Consider the following 18,620-nt stretch of genomic DNA (forward strand, 5'->3'; position numbering starts at 1 on the left):
GGGACGCCGACGCCATCACGCCTGGCGGTGTCCGCGATTACAGATTCTGGTAATTCGGCCCCGAGCCGCCCTCCGGCGTCACCCAGGTGATGATCTCGTACGGGTCCTTGATGTCGCAGGTCTTGCAGTGCACGCAGTTGGCGGCGTTGATCTGCAGGCGCTTGCCTTCGGCCGCGTCCTCGACGATCTCGTAGACGCCGGCCGGGCAGAAGCGGGTGCAGGGGTTGTCGTACTCGACCGTGCAGCGCTCGATGCAGATGCTGGTGTCGGCGACCTTGAGGTGGACCGGCTGGTCCTCGTCGTGCTCGGTGGCGGCGAAGTAGACGCCGGCGAGGCGGTCGCGCGGGGCGAGGGTGCGCTCGACGTAGTCGCGCTTGGGCGACTCGTACTCGCCGACCTTCTCCAGGCTGCACCAGTCGGGCTTGTTCTTCAGCGTCCACGGCGAGCGGCCGCCGGTGACGGTTTCCCAGGCAGCGTTGAGCATGCCGAACCACAGGCCCTTCTTGAAGCCTGGCTTGATGTTGCGGACCTTGCGCAGCTCGGCCATCGCCTCCGAATCACGCAATTTCGCGTCGAAGCCCGCCGGGTCGAGCGCGGTCGCCGCCAGGTGCTCGGCGGCGAGTATGCCGCTGCGGATCGCCTGGTGAGTGCCCTTGATCTTGGGCACGTTGAGCAGGCCGGCGGTGTCGCCGATCAGGACCGCGCCGGGCATCTCCACCTTCGGCAGCGACTGCCAGCCACCGGTGACGATCGCGCGCGCGCCGGCCGAAACGAGGTTGCCGCCTTCGAGCAGCGGCTTGACCATCGGGTGGTTCTTCCACTGCTGGAAGGCCTCCCACGGCTTGTACTGCGGGTCCTTGTAGTCCAGCCCGCTGACGTAGCCGAGCGCGATCCGGCCCTTGTCGAGGTGGTACAGGAAGCTGCCGCCGTAGGTGCTGTTGTCGGCGGGCCAGCCGAAGCTGTGGACGATCCTGCCCGGGGTGACGCGATCCTCGGGCACCTGCCACAGCTCCTTGATGCCGATCGAGTAGCCCTGCGGGTCGCTGTCGGCGTCGAGGTTGAAACGGTTGACCAGCCGCTTGGTCAGGTGGCCGCGGGCGCCCTCGGCCAGCACCGTGACCCTGGCGCGGATGTCGATGCCCTGGGTGTAGCCGGGCTTGTGGCTGCCGTCCCTGGCCACGCCCATGTCGCCGATGCGTACGCCGATGACCTTGCCGCTGTCGTCGTGCAGGGTCTCGTCGGCGGCGAAGCCGGGGTAGATCTCCACGCCGAGCGCCTCGGCCTGCGGCGCCAGCCAGGCGCACATCGCACCGAGGCTGACGATCACGTTGCCATGGTTGTCCATGCCCGGTGGCACCGGCAGCTTGCGGCCGCCGTCCCTGCTCAGCAGCCAGAATTCGTCCTCGGTGGCCGGCACGCAGATCGGCGGCGGGTGGTCGCGCCAGCCCGGCAGCAGGGCGTCGAGCGGGCCGGTTTCGATCACCGCGCCGGAGAGGATGTGGGCGCCGATGGTCGAGGATTTTTCGATGATGCAGACCGAGGTATCGGCGTTGATCTGCTTGAGCCGGATCGCCGCCGACAGCCCGGCCGGGCCGGCGCCGACGATGACGACGTCGTATTCCATTACGTCGCGTTCGGCTTCGGGGGCGGTGTTCGGGTCGGTCATGGCGGGCTCCTGCTAGCAAGCCCGTGATTGTCGCGGGTTTGGGCGCAGGGCGCCAAATGGCGCGGCGATGGGGCTCTTGTAGGAGCGGCTTCAGCCGCGATCGGATGCGTGCGCGCCCGCGCCCATCCACGATCGCGGCTGAAGCCGCTCCTACAGGGGGCCGCAGTCCAGGGGTTGGCTCTCGCCACGAGGCTACGGATGCTCCCGCCCGTGCGCATCGCCACTGGCCAGCACCCACCCGGCGAGTTCGCCCGCCAGCGTGCCAAGGCCGGCCTCGAAGGCGGCCACCACATCCGCGACATCGGTGCTGGCCGCGCGTGGCGCCTGCAGGAACGTGCGCGCGGCCACGACTTCCTGGTCGCGCGCATGTAGCAGCTTGGCGTTCACTTCGATGGTGGCGGCCGGGGTGGCGCCCCCGGCGGCGTAGACGGACTCGAACCGGCGTACGTCGAGCACCAGCTTGTAGTCAGCGCTGATGCCGCTGCCCTGGCGGGCGACGGCGGGAATCCGCCCGGAGTCCTCCAGCGCGCGCAGGATGGCGTCCTCGACCATGTCCGACGGCACCTTGGCCCAGCTCGCGCCCTTGTAGACCTGCAGTTCGTTGGCCTGTGGCCGCACCATGATGCGCAGACTGTCGGTCATGCGCGACGCGGTGGCGCGCGACAGTGACAGCTGCCAGTCGACGCTCGGCCACGCCGCGGTCGCCTCCGCCCGGGGATCGGGGGCGTAGATGGTGGCGCGTTCCCTGGAACCACCGAGCAGCGAGCAGCCGCCGGCCATCAGTACGGCGGCCAGGAGCACGGCCAGGCGCGGCCGCCGGTCGCGGCGGGCGCGCCCACCGGCGCCACGGAGGGCGGAATCGAATCGACGGTTCATTCGGGCTCGAACTCCTTCGGGGCGTCGCGGCCGAGCAGATACCCGGCGGGATTGTTGTCGAGCCGGTCGCTGATGCGGCGCAGGTCGCGCACCAGCGCGCGCAGCTCGCCGAGGGTCGGCCCCAGCTGGGCGAGGCCGTCGTTGGCGAAGCTGCTGATCGCGGCGCGGTTCTCGTTGATGACGCCGTTGGCGCCCTGCGCGGCGGAATCCAGTTCGGCCAGCGTATGGTCGAGCCGGTCGACCAGGCCGGGCAGCTTCTGCACCAGTTCGCGGTCGACGTCGGCCACCACCCGTTCGGTGCTGGCGAGGGTGCTCTTGAGGTGCTCGCTGGACTCGCGCGCGTTGGCGATGATCACGCGCAGGTCCTCGCGCTGGTCGGCGATCGAGCCGGTCAGCGACTCGATGTTCTCCAGCGTCTGCGCGACCCGCTCGACGTTGTCCTCGCTGAGCACCTGGTCGAGCCGGGCGACCAGCCGGTTGGCGGTGTCGGCGATGTTCTGCAGCGCGGAGGGCTCGGTCTGGATGACCGGAATCGGGCGCTGGTCGACATCGGTCAGCCGCGGGCTGCCGGGGTCGCCGCCGGTGAGCTGGATGATCGGGCTGCCGGTGATGCCGGTCATCGACATCTTGGCGCGGGTGTCGGTCTTCACCGGCGCGTTGGCCTGCACCCGCAGCAGCGCCCGTACCCGGCGCGGGTCGTCCGGGGCGAGGCTGAGCTTCTCCACGGTGCCGACCGAGATGCCGTTGTACTGCACGCTGCTGCCTTCGCTCAGGCCGGTGACCGGCTCGTTGAAGATGACCATGTACTCCTGCCAGCTCTTCTCGGAGGAGTACTTGGCCGCCCACAGCGCGAACAGCAGCAGGAACAGCGAGACGATGATCGTGAACGCACCGATCAGGACGTAGTTGGCCTTGGTTTCCATCAGCGGGTTTCCCTCAGTCGGTCGCCTCGGTCGTTCGTCTCGGTCGGGTCGGCATTCCGGTCCGGGCGCGGGCCCGTTGCGCCATGGGACGTCCGGTCGCGCGCGTTCTGCGCCGCGCGGGCGCGCGGTCCGTGGAAGTATTCCTGCACCCAGGGATGGTCGAGCCGTTCGACCTCGTCGACCGGTGCGCAGGCGATCACCTTGCGGTCGGCCAGCACCGCGATCCGGTCACAGATAGCGTAAAGCGTGTCCAGGTCGTGTGTGATCAGGAACACGGTCAACCCGAGCGCCTGCTGCAGGGTGCGGATCAGGTGGTCGAACGCCGCCGCGCCGATCGGGTCCAGCCCCGCGGTGGGTTCGTCGAGGAACAGCAGCGGCGGGTCCAGCGCCAGTGCCCGGGCCACGCCGGCACGCTTGCGCATGCCGCCCGACAGCTGCGAGGGCAGCTTGTCGATCGCGTCCGCGGGCAAGCCGGCCAGCTTGACCTTGAGCAGGGCGAGTTCGTAGCGCAGCGAGTCGGGCAGGTCGCGGTGGTACTCCTTCAGCGGCACCTGCACGTTTTCGCCGACCGTCAGCGACGAGAACAGCGCGCCGTCCTGGAACAGCACGCCGGTGCTGCGTTCGATCTGCCGGTGGGCGCCGGCGTCCTCGTCCAGCGCGTCGATGCCGAGCACCTCGATTTCGCCGGCGTCCGGCCGCCGCAGGCCGAGGATCGAGCGCATCAGCACCGACTTGCCGGTGCCGGAGCCGCCGACCACGCCGAGGATCTCGCCGGGCATGACGTCGAGGTCGAGGTCCTCGTGGACGACCTGCTCGCCGAAGCGGTTGACCAGCCCGCGCACGCGGATGATCGGCTCGCCCGGCTTCGCGGCGGTGCTCACAGCCCGACCTCCATGAACCAGATCGCGAAGAACGCATCGAGCACGATCACCAGCGAAATCGCCTGCACCACGCTCGAGGTGGTCCGCTCGCCGACCGACTGCGCGGTGCCCTCCACCTGCAGCCCTTCCAGGCAGCCGATCAGGCTGATCACCAGCGCGAACACCGGCGCCTTCACCAGCCCGGTCCAGAAATGCCGCAGCTCCATCGTGTCCTGCATCCGCCCGAGGTACTGCTGCGGCGGGATGTCCAGCCCATAGGCGCCGACGGTGAGGCCGCCGAGCAGGCCGAAGATGTCGGCGATGAAGGTCAGCAGCGGCAGCATGACCATCAGCGCCAGCACCCGCGGAATCACCAGCAGGTCGATCGGATCGAGGCCCAGCGTGCGCATCGCGTCGACCTCCTCGCGGCTGACCATTGCGCCGATCTGCGCGGTGAAGGCGCTGGCGGTGCGGCCGGCCAGGATGATCGCCGTCAGCAGCACGCCGAATTCGCGCAGGAAGGCGATGCTGACCAGCTCGACCACGAAGATCGTCGCACCGAAGTCGCGCAGCACGTTGGCGCCCAGGAACGCGACGACCGCGCCGACGAGGTAGCACAGCAGCGCCACCAGCGGCACCGCGTCGAGGCCGACCTGCTCCATGTGCGCGACCGTCGCGGTCGGCCGGAACCGCCCCGGTTCCTTCACCATCCGCAGCATCTTGACCAGCACCTCGCCGAAGAAGCCGAGCAGGGCGAGGAATTCCTTCCAGTTGTCGGTGACCGCGAAACCCAGCCGCGCCAGCGCCGCGTACACGCCGTACTCGCGCTTGCCCTGTGGCCGGCCGTCGGCGACGTCGTCGATCGCCGCGACCAGCGCGCGGTGGTCGTCGTGGAACACGAAGTCGCCGAAATCCAGCCCGCGGGCGTCGGCGAAGCGCAGCAACTGCAGCACGCCCAGCGAGTCGAGCCGTTCGACGCCGCTCGCATCGACGCCGGTGGCTTCGCGCGGGGCCGACTTGAGGCCGTCGGTCAATGTGCCGGCGTGCTCGAGCGTCCATTGGCCGGACAGCCGCAGCCGGCCGGGCTGGCGGTCATCGGGTTCGATCCGTGGCGGTTGCGGGGCGGTCGGGGTCATGGGGCCTCGTCGCGGCAGGATACCGTTTTGCGCGCGACGGCTGCGGTCGACGCGTCCCTGTCGCATGCGATCCTAGCCCGATGACGAGCCCGGTCCCGACGATATCCAGCCCGATGCCCAGTCCGATCCCGCTGAGCAACGCCAGTTACGCCGACCGCATCAACTTCATGGTCGAGTTGGCCGAGCGGCTGCATCTGTACGGGACCACCGCGCAACGGCTCGAGGCGGCGCTGCTGATGGTGGCCGAGCGCCTGCGGCTGGAATGCGAGCCGTGGTCGAGCCCGACCGCGCTGATCCTGAGCTTCAGCGACCCGCAACGCCTGCCCGGCGCCAGCGACACCACGCGCGTGGTGCGCCTTCCGCCCGGCGACAACGACCTCTACAAGCTCGCCGAGACCGACCGCATCGCCGAGGCGCTGATCGCCGGCGACATGGACCTGGAGCAGGCCTTCGCGGCGATGGCGGCGCTGGACCGGCCGCCCAGCCGGCAATGGCGGATGACGCAGGTGCTGGGCTATGGCCTGGTCGCGGCAGCCATCGGCGGACTGCTGCGCCTGCCATGGCTGGATATCGGGGTGGCCGGGTTCAACGGGCTGCTGATCGGCGTGCTCACCCAGATGGGCGAGTCGCGGCCGCGCCTGCGCGAAGCCTCCGAAGCGCTGCTGGCGCTGGTCGCGTCGGCGATCGCGGTGCTGGTGGCCAGCTTCGTCGCGCCGCTGAACCAGAACACGGTCATCATCTGCTCGCTGATCGTGCTGCTGCCGGGCCTGTCGCTGACCAACGCGATGAACGAGCTGGCGAGCCAGCACCTGGTGTCCGGCACGGCGCGGTTTTCCGGCGCGGTGATGACCGTGCTGAAACTGGCGCTGGGCACCGCGATCACGCTCTACCTGGCCAACCTGCTCGGGCTGGAGCCGGCGGTACGCGCGCTGCGGCCGCAGCCGGCATGGATGGAATGGCTAGCGCTGGCCGCCGCCTCGCTGGCGTTCGCGGTGCTGTTCCGCACCGGCTGGCGCGATTACCCGGCGGTGATGCTCGCCGCCGCGTCAGGCTACCTGGTTTCCCGGTTCGCCGGCATGGCGTGGGGCGCCGGTGCGGGGATATTCCTGGCCGCGCTGGTCATGACCGCGGCCGGCAACGGGTACGCGCGCTGGTTCCATCGCCCCGGCGCGATCGTCCGGGTCCCCGGCATCATCCTGCTGGTACCCGGCAGCGCCAGCCTGCGCGGCCTGCTCAACCTGATCCAGCAGCAGGACGTCAGCGCCGGACAGGTGGCGGTGCTGGCGGTAATGAACATCCTGCTCGCGCTGATCGCCGGCCTGCTGTTCGGCAACCTGCTGCTGCCTTCGCGTCGCAACCTCTAGCCGGGCGCTCTTTCCACTAATGGGTGCGGTCCGGTTCCACCGGGAAAGTGTCGGGTTTCAACGGCATCCGGAAACAGAAACGCCGGCCCTGGGCCGGCGTTCTGCTGCGGTCACCCGACCGGCTTACTTGATCAGGAAGTCTTCCAGATTGCGCCCGTCGCCGGTGTAGGCGGCGAGCCAGCGCGGCTGCTTGCCGCGGCCGGTCCAGGTGTTTTCCGGGTTGGAGGGGTCGCGGTACTTCGGGGCGACCTTGCCGATCGACTTGCGGGTCTTCTTGGCGGCCGTGCCACGCGGCGCGCGGGTACCGGCGGTAGCGGCCGAGCCGGTGCCAAACAGTTCATCGAGGGTGTAGCCCTCGTTTTTGGCCAGCTGCGCCAGTTTCTTGCGAACCTGGGCGACCGGCTTGCGCTTGTTCAGCGTGGTTTTGCGCTTCTTGGCCTGGCTGATGAGGTTTTCAAGCTCTTTTGCGGACAGCGCGTTGATATCGATCGACATTTGGGCCTCCCGGGGAAAGTGGAATAGCGGCCGGTCCCTTGGCCGGTGCCCGCGCATGGTAAGGAGGCTCGCGTTCAGAGTAAATGAAAACAATATGCCGAGTCGGGTATATCGTCCCCGCCGCCGGAAAACCCCGGCGGGTCAGCCGTCCAGTCCGAGCCGCGCCCGCAGGGCGGTGCGGTCGAGGTGTTCCGCCTCGCCGCCACGGCGGTGGCGGTATTCGAACGTACCGGCCGCCAGTCCCCGCTCGGATACCACCACCCGGTGCGGAATCCCGATCAGTTCCATGTCGGCGAACATCGCCCCGGGACGCAGGCCGCGATCGTCGAGCACCACCTCCAGGCCGGTCGTCGCCAGCTCGCGGTACAGCGCCTCCGCGGCTTCGGCGACGGCGGCATCCTTCTTCGGATTGATCACGCACACCGCCACCTGCCACGGCGCCATCGCCTCGGGCCAGGCAATGCCGTTGTCGTCGTGGTTCTGTTCGATCGCCGCGGCGACGATGCGCGATACGCCGATGCCGTAACAGCCCATCGTCAGGGTCGCGGCCTTGCCCGAATCGTCGAGCACGGTGCAACCCATCGCCTCGGCATATTTGCGGCCGAGCTGGAAGATATGCCCGACCTCGATCCCGCGGGCGATAGCGAGCGTGCCGTGGCCGTCCGGCGAAGGGTCGCCCTCGACCACGTTGCGGATATCGGCGACGACGGCGGGTTCGGGCAGGTCGCGCCCCCAGTTGACCCCGGCGAGGTGGAAACCGGTTTCATTGGCGCCGACCACGAAATCGGCCATCGCCGCGACGCTGCGGTCGGCCAGGACGGTGACGGTCTGTTTCGGCGTGACCGGGCCGAGGAAGCCCGGCGTGCTGCCAAGGTGCTCGAGGATTTCCGCCTCGGTCGCCAGCCGGTAATTGGCCATGCCTTCGAGCTTGGCCAGTTTGATCTCGTTGACCGAATGGTCGCCGCGGACCAGCGCGAGCACGAATACCGGTGTCCCGTCCGGGGTTTCACCGACCAGCGCGATGGATTTCACGGTGCGCTGCAGTTCGATCCCGAGCAGTCCGGCGACCGCCTCGCAGGTCTTCTGGGTCGGGGTTTCGACCCTGCGCATCGTTTCGGATGCGGCCGGGCGCTCGCCGGGCGCCAGCGCCTCGGCCAGTTCGACGTTGGCGGCGTAGCCGGAACCGTTCGAATCGAGGCCGTCGACCGCGTAGGCGATCGCGTCCTCGCCGGAATCGGCCAGCACGTGGAACTCGTGCGAGGCGCTGCCGCCGATCGCGCCGGTATCGGCGAATACCGCGCGGAACCCGAGCCCGAGCCGGCTGAAAATCCGGCTGTAGGCGTCGTACATCACGCGGTATTGCCGGTCCAGGTCCTCGTCGCCGAGGTGGAAGGAATAGGCGTCCTTCATCAGGAACTCGCGCGAGCGCATCACTCCGAAGCGCGGGCGGATCTCGTCACGGAACTTGGTCTGGATCTGGTAGAAGCACGCCGGCAACTGCTTGTAACTGGACAGCTCGTGGCGGGCGAAATCGGTGACGACCTCCTCGTGAGTCGGGCCGTAGCAATACCAGGCCTCCTTGCGGTCGCGGATCTTCAGCAGCTGGCCGCCGAATTTCTCCCAACGCCCGGTTTCCTCCCACAGCTCCCTGGGCTGCACCGACGGCATCAGCATTTCGATCGCGCCGGCGGCGTCCATCTCCTCGCGCACCGCGCGCTCGACCTTGCGCAGCACGCGCAGGCCCAGCGGCGTCCAGGTGTAAAGGCCGGAGGCGAGCTTGCGGATCATGCCGGCCTTGAGCATCAGCTTGTGGCTGACGACCTCGGCATCGGCGGGAACTTCCTTGCTGGTATGGAGGTGGAACTGCGACAGGCGCATGGGCGGGATTCTGGAGCCGGAAACCCGGCATTCTGACACGCGGGGAAGGGGGTTCGGCCGTGGTGCGGAGGCGGTCGCCGGCCGGTGGATGGGGCGGCGTGATGCGGCGATGGCGGGGCGGCACGGTGGTACCGCGGCGCTGGAGGCGGCCGGACCTGGCCGGACGTGGATGGAGCGCGGTGTCCGCCACCGGCGTGGTCGTGGCGCTGGGCTTTGCCGCCGGGGCGCGGCGGCACCCATCTCGCGGTAGGAGCGACGTAACTCGCGACCCACTGGCAACCGGATCCCCTCGATTAACGCGCATCCACGGTCGCGCGACCGCCCCCATCGGTGGATCGCGGCGGTGACGGATTGTCGGGTCGCGACTTACGTGGCTCCTACAGTCACGGCGTCGCGTCGGAGTCGTCCGCGGCGCTTTGGGTCGCGACAGCAGCGGCGGTCGCGCCGGTTTCGACGGCGGCCATGCCGATACGTCCCGGCTCCGCCGGCAGCGACCCGTACCACGCCGCGAGGTCGCGGATGTCCTGCGGCTCCAGCGACTTCGCCACCGTCCGCATGATGTGTGCGTAGCCGCTGCCGCCGCGCCGGCCCTGCTTGAACAGCTGCAGCTGCAGCACGAGGTAGTCCGGATGCTGCCCGGCCAGTCGCGGGTACACCGGGTTGCGCGTCTCCGCGCCCGGGCCGTGGCATTCCACGCACGACGGAATCCGTGCCGCCGCATCGCCGCGCCGCGCCAGTTGCCCGCCCCGCACGGCCGACGCTTCGTCCCGTGTTCCGACGTCCTCCCGGGCTCCTGTTGGAGCGCCTTCAGCCGCGATCAGCCCTCCGTTCACCGACGGCGTCGCGCGCCCCGCACCCGCCGGCAACCCCGCGTAGTACCGCGCGATCGCCCGCATCTCCTCCATGCCCAGGCCCGCCGCCACCGGCTCCATCACCCCGCTGTGCCGGTCGCCACGCGCGTACGCCTGCAGACTCTCCAGCAGGTAGCGTTCGCTCTGTCCGGTCAGCGTCGGAAAGGCACCGGTGCCGCGCCCGTTGCCGTCGCGCCCGTGGCAGCGGGCGCAATCGGCCAGTCGCAACGACAGTGCGCCGTCTCCTGCCATTGCTTCGGGCGCGTTCGCCGCCGTTCCGCGTGGTGACGCCGCCGCCGCGACGGCTTCCCGTCCGCTCGATCCGCCATGCGGTGCTGCGACTCCGATGCCGCTTTCGAGCAGGGTCAATGCCGCTGCACCCGCACGAGGACCGACCGCACCGGCACCGGTGCCCGAGTCCGGATACGGGCGGACAGCCGCGCTGCCGTCCTCGCTCCCCGGCGCCAGCGCCGCCTCGTCGCCATACGCCAGCCGGCGGAACTCCGCCGGTTCCAGCTCGGGCAGCCGCCGCAGGAAGGCGACCATCGCCCAGACCTCGTCCTCGCGCTGCTGCGATGGCCAGGCCGGCATCGCGGTGTACTTGATGCCGTGGCGGACGATCCAGAACAGCTGGCGATCGGTCCACCGGTCGATCTTCGGCGGCAGGTAGGGCGGCGCCGGCTCCATGTGGCGCACCACCGCGGCGCGCGGCGTGCCCGGCGCGCCGTGGCAGGCGAGGCACCCGCTGGCGTAGTGGCCGGCGCCCTTCAGCACCATCGCGTCCCCGTCCAGCGCGCGCTCTTCCGGCGGCGGCTCCTTCACGCCCAGTGCGTGGGTCTGCACCGAGCGGATCATCGAGTAGTGCAGCAGGAACCGGGTGATCGGCCAGTGCGGCTGGCTGGCGGCGATCGGCACCAGGCCGGCCGAGACGAACAGCCACGCCGCGATGCCCGCCGCCGCGCCGACCACCACCAGCCGGGCGAGCGAGCGCTTCCAGGAATCCCCGACCAGCCAGCGCCAGAAACGCCGCGCCGCGTTGCCGACCACCGTCCGCCGCGAATCAGCCATCGACCACCATCCCGCGCCGTTCGCGCAGCAGCCCGGCCAGCAGCACCAGCGCGCCGAGCAGGTAGGACACACCGCCGAACACCAGCATCAGCACGCCGCCGAGGTGCTGGTCCTGCAGCGGCGACAGCCCGAACAGCGCCACTTGGTGCCCTGCGTACAGCGGCCGCGACGCCAGTGCCAGCAGCACGCCCAGCAGGGTCATGTGCATCGAGGTCATCAGCAGGCCGGCGACCCCGGCCGCGGCGCGATCCCGGCGCCGCGCGGCGTCGCCGCCGAACGCGGCGATCCACACCAGCAGCCCCACCAGCAGGAAGCTGCCCTGTTCGACCACCAGCAGCCCCGGCACGTGGCGCGCGGCGTGGTGCAGCGCCGGCGCGTGCCAGGCCCAGACCACCACGAACTCCAGCGCCGAGGCGAGCATCGGCGCGAACCCGCCGGGCCAGCGCCGCGCCGGGTCGAACCGGCTGCGCGCGAGCCCGGCCGCGACCAGCGGCGCCGCCACCGCGACCACGCCCATATGCATCAGCATGTGCGAGGCGAACGACTGCCGCGACCACTCCGGCAGCGGTCCGATCCAGACCGCGCCGAGGACGGCCAACCCGGCAGCGAGCCAGCCGGGATGCAGACCATCGGCGCGGACGGCGGGCGCGCCCATCAGCGGCAGGTCCCGATCACCGCGACCGCCATCGCGACGTAGACCACGGCGACGAAGCTCAGCCCGCACAGCAGCAGGGTGGCGAAGCCGAGGAAGCGGTGGCGGTCGCCGGGCGTGTCGTCGTCATGCGGCAGGGTGGCGTCGCCCCACCGATGGCCGCGCAGCCCGCGCCAGCCGAACAGGACGATGGCGACCAGTGCCATCGCGGTGTAGACCCACAGCGCCGTGCGCGCATCGCCGAGCGGTGCCGCGGCGCCGCCGGCCTTGGCGCACCACACCGACGCGGTCACGTACGAAGCGAGGAAGTGCAGCGCCCAGATCGCCGGCCCCGCGGTCAGCAGCCACAGGCTGGCGCGGCGTTCGGGCAGCGCCCGCAGCTCGTGCAGCGGGCCTTCGGCGGGGCGGGTGTCGTCGGGCGTCATCGTCGTCGGCTCAGGCCACCAGCGGGAATCCGGCGATCGTCGCCACCGTCACCACCACGGTGATCGCGACGAAATGCCAGTACAGGGTGACGTTGTGGATGTCGATGTCGTGCAGCGCGTCCATCCGCCCGGTCAGGCGGCGGGCGACGCAGTACAGCTGCATCAGCACGCCGACCAGCACGTGGGCGATGGTCCAGCCGCTGAGCAGCCAGACGGTCGCATCGTAGGCGTGCCGGGTGGGGTCCATCGGCCATGGCCCGGCCAGCAGCGCGAGCACGCAGGCGACCGCCAGGCCCGCCGCCACCAGCGTCGTCGCCACGAACGCGCCGCCGGCCGGGCGCCGGTTGAGCCGGCGCGCCAGCAGCATCGCCGCCCACGCCGCCAGCCCCAGCGCCAGCGCGACCGACGGCCACAGCAGGCCCGGCCCGTTGCTGCCCGCGGGCGGGAAGTCGTCGTGGATGGTCCAGAAGAAGAAGTAGCCGAACACGATGCTGGCGAACGCGGTCATGTCGCCGATCATCGTGATGAACATGCCCCACCAGCCGACCGACACCTGGCCGGACGCGTACAGCGGCAGTTCGACGCCGTGGCCGACGTCCTTGGCCGGCCTTTCCGGGCGGATCGCGGTGCCGGTCCACAGCCACGCGATGATCGCGATGATCGCCAGCACGCCGCTGGCCCCGGCCGCGGCGTACAGCTTGAACACCGGCAGGATGAACGCGCCGCCGGTGAACAGCGCCGCCCACAGCGTGATGAAGGTCGGGCCGGGCACCCGCAGGCACTGCTCGGGCACGGCGTCTATGGTCGACGTCACCAGCGTCTCGCGTTTGCCCTCCGACGCGTCGGGCAGGTAGAAGCGGCCGGCGTCGACGTCGCGCATCAGGCCCGGCTGGTCCCACAGCGGGTAGCGGCTTTCGATCGACGGGATCGAACGCACGCCCCACGGCTTGGACGGCATCTCGGCCAGCCACTCGAGCGTGCCGGCCTTCCAAGGGTCGCGCGGCGAGGTCCCGCGCCGGCGCACCAGCCACACCGCGTCGACCACCACCAGCGCGAACCCGGCGGCGAGCACGAACGCGCCGACCGTCGACACCAGGTTGAGCACGTCGAAGCCGGCATGTGCGCCGGAGTAGGTGAACACCCGCCGCGGCATGCCGATCAGCCCCGTCAGGTGCATCGGCAGGAAGGCGATGTTGAAGCCGGCGAACATCAGCCAGAACGCCCACTTGCCGAGCCGGTCCGACAGTTTCTTGCCGACCGCCAGCGGGAAGTAGTAGTACACGCCGGCGACCACCGGGAACACCATCCCGCCGATCAGCACGTAGTGCAGGTGGGCGACGATGAAGTAGCTGTCGTGGGCCTGGAAGTCGAACGGCGCCATCGCGATCATCACCCCGGTCAGCCCGCCGAGCACGAAGATCACCAGCGCGCCGAGCACGAACAGCATCGGCACCGAGCGCACCAGCCGCCCCATCAGCACCGTCGCCAGCAGCGCGAAGATCTGCACCCCGGTCGGCAGCGCCACTGCCTGGGAGGCGGCCGAGAAGAACGCCAGCGAGATGTTCGGCAGTCCGGTGGTGAACATGTGGTGCACCCACAGCCCGAAGCTGAGGAAGCCGGTGCCGACCGCCGCCAGCACGATCCAGCTGTAGCCGAAGATGGGCCGGCGCGCGAAGGTCGGCACGATCATCGCTACCAGCGCGATCGCCGGCAGGAAGATGATGTAGACCTCCGGGTGGCCGAAGATCCAGAACAGGTGCTGCCACAGCAGCGGGTCGCCGCCGCGCGCCGGGTCGAAGAACGGCCAGTCGAGCGCGCGCTGCGCCTCGAACATCAGGTCGCCGGCGATCAGCGGCGGAAACGCGAACAGGATCATCGCCGCGACCACCAGGATGTACCACGCGTACAGCGGCATCAGGTTGATCCGCATGCCCGGCGGCCGGGTCTTGAGCGTGCCGGTGATCAGCTCGACCGCGGCGGCGATCGACGCGACCTCGATGAAGCTCAGTCCGAGCAGCCAGATGTCGGCGCCGTAGCCGTCCTGGTAATCGGTGGTCAGCGGCGGGTACATGAACCAGCCGCCCTGCGGCGCCGCGTTGAAGAAGATCGAGCCGCAGACGAACACGCCGCCGATCAGGAAGCACCAGAACCCGAACGCCGACAGCCGCGGGAACGGCAGGTCGCGCGCGCCGAGCAGCTGCGGCAGCACCAGCATCGAGAACGCCTCGAAGATCGGCACCGCGAACAGGAACATCATCGCCGAGCCGTGCAGCGAGAACAGCTGGTTGTACATCTCAGCGCTGACGAAGTCGTTGTCCGGCACCGCCAGTTGCACCCGCATCAGCAGCGCCAGGATGCCGGCGAACAGGAAGAACACGAACGACATGCCGGTGTACCAGAGCCCGACATTGCTGTTGTTGACCGCCGACCAGTAGCGCCAGCCGCGCGGCGTCGCCCACGCGGCTTCGAGCCGCGCGGCCTGCGCGGGATCGCCGGGTGGGTGGTTCGTCCCGGTCGGCGCGGCCGCGCTCATTGCAGGCCCTGCAGGTAGGCGGCGATCGCGTCGAGGTCGTCGTCGGGCAGCATTCCGAAAGAGGGCATCAGCACGTCGGGCTTGATCCGGTCAGGGTGTCCGATCCACGCGCGGAACGCGTCGGCATCGTTGGGCAGGGTGCCGGCGGCCAGGCTCAGGCGGCTGCCGACGTGGGTGAGGTCGGGGCCGACCGTGCCGGCGGCGTCGGTGCCGCGGATCGCGTGGCAGGCGGCGCAGCCGTGGGTCATGAAGGCCTGCGCGCCGTGTCGGGCCAGCGGCGTGGCGGGCGGGTGCGCCGGCCCGGCCTGGGCGGCGATCCAGCGGTCGAACGCGTCGCGCTCCATCACCACTGCGAGGAATTCCATCCGTGCGTGCGAGGTGCCGCAGTACTCGGCGCAGATGCCCTCGAAGGTGCCGGTGCGGGTCGGCTCCAGCACCAGCGTGGTGGTGCGGCCGGGGATGTTGTCGAGCTTGCCGCCGAGCGCCGGAATCCAGAACGAGTGGATCACGTCGGGACTGCTGAGGCGGAACTCGGTGCGCTCGCCGACCGGCAGCCGGATCTCGTTGGCCAGCGTGACCGGCGCCTCGCGGCCGGGCAGGTGGTAGTCCACCCGCCACCACCACTGTTCGCCGGAGACATCGATCCGCAGGCCGTCGGCCGGCGGCGGCTCGCGCAACTGCGGCATCAGCACCAGCCCGTACAGCAGCAACGCGGCGAGGGTGACGGTCGGGACGATCACCCCGCCGCCGAGGATCAGCCAGCGGGCGCTGCGGCGGCTGTGCGGGCGCGGGTTGAGCAGGCCGGCGTACAGCGCGATCGCGACCACGATGGCCCAGACCACCGCCGCGCCGATGGCCATGACCTTGAACAGCAGGGCGATGTCGGCGGCGCCGCGGCCGGCCGGCGCCATGGTAGAGGCGGGACCGTCGCAGCCCGCCAGCAGAAGCAACAGTCCGATGGTGGTGAGCAGGTCAGGATGCCGAAGACCCGCGGGTAATGGGCCGCACGACGACCGCGCCCCGCCCGTCGCGGCCAAGGACCTTTCCGCCCGGCCGGGCTGCCCGTCCGTCCAGCGCGGGCGGTCGATCGGGACGTGTTCGTCGGCGATGGTCCGTTCGACGACGGTCTCCGGCACGGCGCGCTCCTGGGTGGCCGCGCGGTCAGCACAGAGCGACCGCGGCAATCACCGGAGTGTGAACGGGGGCCGTTAAAAGCTTCGTGAAGACAGCGTGGGCAGTGACGTCATCGGCAGCCGCTCGCACGTGTAGGAGCGACGTGAGTCGCGACCCACTGCCGCGCCGTCCTTGCAGCGGTGCACGCGTCACTCGCACTCGCGCGGTTCGCGCGAAACGGCTTGCGTTGATCCGAGAGGCGCCAAAGGTCAGTGGATCGCGACTTTCGTCGCTCCTGCCTCATCGTGACTGGCGTCGATCGAGTGCCGCCGAAGCGGCCCGACAGGCGTTTACTCAGTTCCGCGCCGGTCCTTCCGCCGGCGCCGCGCCCGGGCCGCCGCAGTGGACCTTGATCGCCGCGGCCGCCAGTTCGGTGCGGTCGGCGCGCTGGTCGGCGGTGAGTTCGGCGTCGGGCTTGCCGTCGCCGTCGCTGTCGGTGCCGACCGGTCCATCGCTCTGCAGCAGCGTCAGGTTCGCCCGCGCCTGCGTGCACGCTTCGCTCTCCGCCGGCTTGGCCGGCGCAGCGGCGGCGGTGGCGGCCGGGGTGGCGCCGTCGTCGCGGATGGAGCGGTTGCGGTACTCGGTCTTGCCCGGGGGCGGCGCGTCGGAGTAATGGGTCACCCCGTTGGCGTCCTTCCACTGGTACAGCTCGCCGGCCACGGCGGGCAGGGCGAGCGCGACGACAAGGCCGGCGGTGCCGAGCCACGGCAGGCAACGGGCGGGGAACGGACGGCGGTGACCGGACATGCGGGGCTCCAGCGGATCGGATATGCGGGTGTCGCGGATCGCGATTGCAGCACCGTGCCGGCCCGCAGGCAAGCGCTAAACTGCCGAAATGGAACCCACGCACCCGTCCGCGCCGCCGCGCCGCCCCCGCGGACGCGGGATCTACCTGTTGCCGAACCTGTTCACCACCGGCGGGCTGTTTGCCGGGTTCTACGCGATCATCGCCGCCACCCAGGGCCGGTTCGACGACGCCTGCGTCGCGATTTTCGTCGCCGCGATCCTCGACGGCATCGACGGCCGGGTCGCCCGGCTGACCCACACCCAGAGCGAATTCGGCGTGCAGTACGACTCGCTCGCCGACCTGATCAGCTTCGGCCTGGCGCCGGCGCTGGTGATGTACCACTGGGCGCTGTCGGCGATGCGGCTCGACGGGATCACCGCCGGCAAGGTGGGCTGGGTGGTGGCGTTCCTGTACGCGGCGTGCGCGGCGTTGCGGTTGGCGCGGTTCAATTCGCAGGTGCACCAGGTCGACAAGCGCTGGTTCATCGGCTTGGCGAGCCCCGCCGCGGCCGGCCTGCTGGCCAGCCTGGTGTGGTTCTGCTTCGACCTGGGCTATGAAGGTGCGCAATTGCGCTACCTGGCGCTGGCGGCGACGGCGACCGCGGCACTGCTGATGGTCAGCCGCGTGCGCTACTTCAGCTTCAAGGGCAGCGGCCCGCGCAGCGACCGCATGCCGTTCCTGGCTCTGGTGGCGGTGCTGGCGATCCTCGCCGGCATCGCGATCGACCCGCCCGCGGTGTTGCTCGCGATCACCGCGCTGTACGCCCTCACCGGGCCGGTATACGCCGTCTGGCGGCGGGTGCGCAGGCCCTCCACGCGGGAGCCGTCGCCGTGAGCCTGTGGGACGCCGACCAGCGCGAGTGGCTGCAGGCGATGGGCTATTCGCTGCTGGTACTGGCTGGCGATGAAGTCGGGGAGCCGCTGGCGGAGCCGCCCCGTGCCGCCGACGGCGGTGCCGGTCCCGGTCCCGGCCACGGTGGCGATGGGCGCGCGCCCGACACGACCCGCCGCAGCCCGGCCTCCACCGGACCTGAGCTGCCTGAACCGGTGCGCGCGCGCGCAGCGCCGGCGCTGCCCGCCGCGCCCGGGGGCGCCCCTGCGCCGCCGCCTCGGCCGCGCACGGACGCCGCCGCCAAGGCCGCCGCGCTCGAAGCGGCGCGCGCCGGGGCCAGCGGCCGCTACGAAGGACCGCTCTGGGATGCGTTGCTGGCGGCGACCGGGCAGCCGCCCGCGCTGGCCGCGCGCACCCTGCGGGAGCTCGGTGTCGACCTCGCCGCGCTGCGCGCCGATCCGGCCGCCAAGCGCGCGCTGTGGGCCCGCCTGCGCCGCCTGCGGCGGTCCGCAACGCCATGAGCGCGATCGCGTCCGCCCCGCCGATGCCGGCCACCACGCTGCGGCCGATGCGCGAGGACGACGTGCCGGCGGTCCACGAGGTGGAGATCCGCGCCTACGAGTTTCCCTGGACCGCGGGCATCTTCCGCGACTGCCTGCGCGCGGACTACCCGGCGTGGGTGCTGCAGGTCGACGGCCGCATCGGTGGCTACTTCCTGATGAGCATCGCGGCCGGCGAAGCGCACGTGCTCAACATCTGCGTCGCGCCGGAAATGCAGGGCCGCGGCCACGGGCGCGCGCTGCTGCGCGCACTGCTGCGGCTGGCCCGCGCCCGCCGCGCCGAGCGGGTGTTCCTCGAAGTGCGTCCGAGCAACCCGGGGGCCATCGCGCTGTACGACACCGAAGGCTTCAACGAGATCGGCAGGCGGCCGCGCTACTACCCGGCCCGCAGCGGCCGCGAGGATGCGGTGGTGATGGCGCTGGAGCTGTTGCCGGAGGCCTAGGCGGGCGCCGCCGAAGTGCAGGCGGGGGCGTCATCCACGGATGCGCGCGCCGGCTCCGGAGCCGGTCCGGCATGACGGGCGGCGGCCGCGCATCACTTG

The 18,620-nt window shown here is 70.7% G+C and carries 17 protein-coding genes; 4 read left to right on the top strand and 13 right to left on the bottom strand.

The annotated features are described in order from the left end of the window. Positions 1-37 precede the first annotated feature (37 nt). The 5 genes from U8331_RS02835 to U8331_RS02855 form a co-directional block, all read right to left on the bottom strand. Entirely contained in the window at positions 38-1,666 is a 1,629-nt protein-coding gene (locus U8331_RS02835) for an electron transfer flavoprotein-ubiquinone oxidoreductase (protein WP_481132126.1), read from the bottom strand. Between the two features lie 192 nt (positions 1,667-1,858). After that, positions 1,859-2,542 carry an ABC-type transport auxiliary lipoprotein family protein gene (locus tag U8331_RS02840; RefSeq protein WP_481132127.1) on the bottom strand — a complete coding sequence of 228 codons (684 nt, stop codon included), beginning with the start codon at positions 2,540-2,542 and terminating at the stop codon, positions 1,859-1,861. Then, entirely contained in the window at positions 2,539-3,465 is a 927-nt protein-coding gene (locus U8331_RS02845; RefSeq protein ID WP_481132128.1) for an MlaD family protein, read from the bottom strand. Before U8331_RS02845 ends, U8331_RS02840 begins: the two co-directional genes overlap by 4 nt. Beyond that, on the bottom strand, positions 3,465-4,346 hold the full coding sequence (locus U8331_RS02850) for an ABC transporter ATP-binding protein (RefSeq protein ID WP_481132129.1): 882 nt from the start codon (positions 4,344-4,346) through the stop codon (positions 3,465-3,467). The genes U8331_RS02845 and U8331_RS02850 overlap by 1 nt, the downstream gene beginning before the upstream one ends. Next, positions 4,343-5,461, bottom strand: coding sequence for an ABC transporter permease (locus tag U8331_RS02855; protein WP_481132130.1), 1,119 nt, complete (start codon positions 5,459-5,461; stop codon positions 4,343-4,345). The genes U8331_RS02850 and U8331_RS02855 overlap by 4 nt, the downstream gene beginning before the upstream one ends. A gap of 113 nt (positions 5,462-5,574) precedes the next feature. On the opposite strand from U8331_RS02855, the gene U8331_RS02860 reads away from it, so the two are divergent. After that, positions 5,575-6,825: a threonine/serine exporter family protein gene (locus U8331_RS02860; protein ID WP_481132131.1), complete on the top strand. Its 1,251-nt coding sequence runs from the start codon at positions 5,575-5,577 to the stop codon at positions 6,823-6,825. A 123-nt stretch (positions 6,826-6,948) separates the two neighbouring features. Here U8331_RS02860 and U8331_RS02865 read toward each other — a convergent pair whose 3' ends face one another. From U8331_RS02865 to U8331_RS02900, 8 genes are all read right to left on the bottom strand, one after another. Continuing rightward, on the bottom strand, positions 6,949-7,320 hold the full coding sequence (locus U8331_RS02865) for an H-NS histone family protein (RefSeq protein WP_481132132.1): 372 nt from the start codon (positions 7,318-7,320) through the stop codon (positions 6,949-6,951). A 141-nt stretch (positions 7,321-7,461) separates the two neighbouring features. Continuing rightward, a complete protein-coding gene (locus U8331_RS02870) occupies positions 7,462-9,198 on the bottom strand; it encodes a proline--tRNA ligase (RefSeq protein ID WP_481132133.1) in 1,737 nt (578 codons plus the stop codon). A 383-nt stretch (positions 9,199-9,581) separates the two neighbouring features. After that, the gene (locus U8331_RS02875; protein WP_481132134.1) at positions 9,582-11,117 is read right to left on the bottom strand and encodes a c-type cytochrome; all 1,536 of its coding nucleotides are present in this window, start codon (positions 11,115-11,117) and stop codon (positions 9,582-9,584) included. Next, complete coding sequence (locus tag U8331_RS02880; RefSeq protein ID WP_481132135.1) at positions 11,110-11,772, bottom strand: cytochrome c oxidase assembly protein; 663 nt, start codon at positions 11,770-11,772, stop codon at positions 11,110-11,112. Before U8331_RS02880 ends, U8331_RS02875 begins: the two co-directional genes overlap by 8 nt. Continuing rightward, positions 11,772-12,194 carry a hypothetical protein gene (locus tag U8331_RS02885; RefSeq protein ID WP_481132136.1) on the bottom strand — a complete coding sequence of 141 codons (423 nt, stop codon included), beginning with the start codon at positions 12,192-12,194 and terminating at the stop codon, positions 11,772-11,774. The genes U8331_RS02880 and U8331_RS02885 overlap by 1 nt, the downstream gene beginning before the upstream one ends. A 10-nt stretch (positions 12,195-12,204) precedes the next feature. Beyond that, complete coding sequence (gene ctaD, locus U8331_RS02890) at positions 12,205-14,727, bottom strand: cytochrome c oxidase subunit I (protein ID WP_481132137.1); 2,523 nt, start codon at positions 14,725-14,727, stop codon at positions 12,205-12,207. Further along, positions 14,724-15,638 carry a cytochrome c oxidase subunit II gene (gene coxB, locus U8331_RS02895; RefSeq protein WP_481132138.1) on the bottom strand — a complete coding sequence of 305 codons (915 nt, stop codon included), beginning with the start codon at positions 15,636-15,638 and terminating at the stop codon, positions 14,724-14,726. Before coxB ends, ctaD begins: the two co-directional genes overlap by 4 nt. Positions 15,639-16,194: 556 nt before the next feature. Then, on the bottom strand, positions 16,195-16,647 hold the full coding sequence (locus tag U8331_RS02900) for a DUF4124 domain-containing protein (RefSeq protein WP_481132139.1): 453 nt from the start codon (positions 16,645-16,647) through the stop codon (positions 16,195-16,197). Between the two features lie 88 nt (positions 16,648-16,735). Here U8331_RS02900 and pssA point away from each other — a divergent pair, with 88 nt between their 5' ends. The 3 genes from pssA to rimI are packed head-to-tail and all read left to right on the top strand — an operon-like array spanning position 16,736 to position 18,521. Beyond that, positions 16,736-17,521 carry a CDP-diacylglycerol--serine O-phosphatidyltransferase gene (gene pssA / locus U8331_RS02905; RefSeq protein ID WP_481132140.1) on the top strand — a complete coding sequence of 262 codons (786 nt, stop codon included), beginning with the start codon at positions 16,736-16,738 and terminating at the stop codon, positions 17,519-17,521. After that, positions 17,518-18,039, top strand: a complete 522-nt coding sequence (locus tag U8331_RS02910) for a hypothetical protein (RefSeq protein WP_481132141.1) — start codon at positions 17,518-17,520, stop codon at positions 18,037-18,039. The genes pssA and U8331_RS02910 overlap by 4 nt, the downstream gene beginning before the upstream one ends. Then, positions 18,036-18,521, top strand: coding sequence for a ribosomal protein S18-alanine N-acetyltransferase (rimI, locus tag U8331_RS02915; RefSeq protein WP_481132142.1), 486 nt, complete (start codon positions 18,036-18,038; stop codon positions 18,519-18,521). The genes U8331_RS02910 and rimI overlap by 4 nt, the downstream gene beginning before the upstream one ends. Positions 18,522-18,620: the final 99 nt, after the last annotated feature.

It is taken from the genome of Lysobacter sp. CC-YZS074 (assembly GCF_056739745.1).

Bases quoted from the DNA above. Each gene is read 5' to 3' on its own strand.
- U8331_RS02845 (WP_481132128.1), bottom strand. From the start codon at position 3,465: ATGGAAACCAAGGCCAACTACGTCCTGATCGGTGCGTTCACGATCATC.
- U8331_RS02880 (WP_481132135.1), bottom strand. From the start codon at position 11,772: ATGGGCGCGCCCGCCGTCCGCGCCGATGGTCTGCATCCCGGCTGGCTC.
- U8331_RS02860 (WP_481132131.1), top strand. From the start codon at position 5,575: ATGCCCAGTCCGATCCCGCTGAGCAACGCCAGTTACGCCGACCGCATC.
- ctaD (WP_481132137.1), bottom strand. From the start codon at position 14,727: ATGAGCGCGGCCGCGCCGACCGGGACGAACCACCCACCCGGCGATCCC.
- pssA (WP_481132140.1), top strand. From the start codon at position 16,736: ATGGAACCCACGCACCCGTCCGCGCCGCCGCGCCGCCCCCGCGGACGC.
- U8331_RS02900 (WP_481132139.1), bottom strand. From the start codon at position 16,647: ATGTCCGGTCACCGCCGTCCGTTCCCCGCCCGTTGCCTGCCGTGGCTC.
- rimI (WP_481132142.1), top strand. From the start codon at position 18,036: ATGAGCGCGATCGCGTCCGCCCCGCCGATGCCGGCCACCACGCTGCGG.
- coxB (WP_481132138.1), bottom strand. From the start codon at position 15,638: ATGGCGCCGGCCGGCCGCGGCGCCGCCGACATCGCCCTGCTGTTCAAG.
- U8331_RS02870 (WP_481132133.1), bottom strand. From the start codon at position 9,198: ATGCGCCTGTCGCAGTTCCACCTCCATACCAGCAAGGAAGTTCCCGCC.
- U8331_RS02875 (WP_481132134.1), bottom strand. From the start codon at position 11,117: ATGGCTGATTCGCGGCGGACGGTGGTCGGCAACGCGGCGCGGCGTTTC.
- U8331_RS02855 (WP_481132130.1), bottom strand. From the start codon at position 5,461: ATGACCCCGACCGCCCCGCAACCGCCACGGATCGAACCCGATGACCGC.
- U8331_RS02835 (WP_481132126.1), bottom strand. From the start codon at position 1,666: ATGACCGACCCGAACACCGCCCCCGAAGCCGAACGCGACGTAATGGAA.
- U8331_RS02865 (WP_481132132.1), bottom strand. From the start codon at position 7,320: ATGTCGATCGATATCAACGCGCTGTCCGCAAAAGAGCTTGAAAACCTC.
- U8331_RS02840 (WP_481132127.1), bottom strand. From the start codon at position 2,542: ATGAACCGTCGATTCGATTCCGCCCTCCGTGGCGCCGGTGGGCGCGCC.
- U8331_RS02885 (WP_481132136.1), bottom strand. From the start codon at position 12,194: ATGACGCCCGACGACACCCGCCCCGCCGAAGGCCCGCTGCACGAGCTG.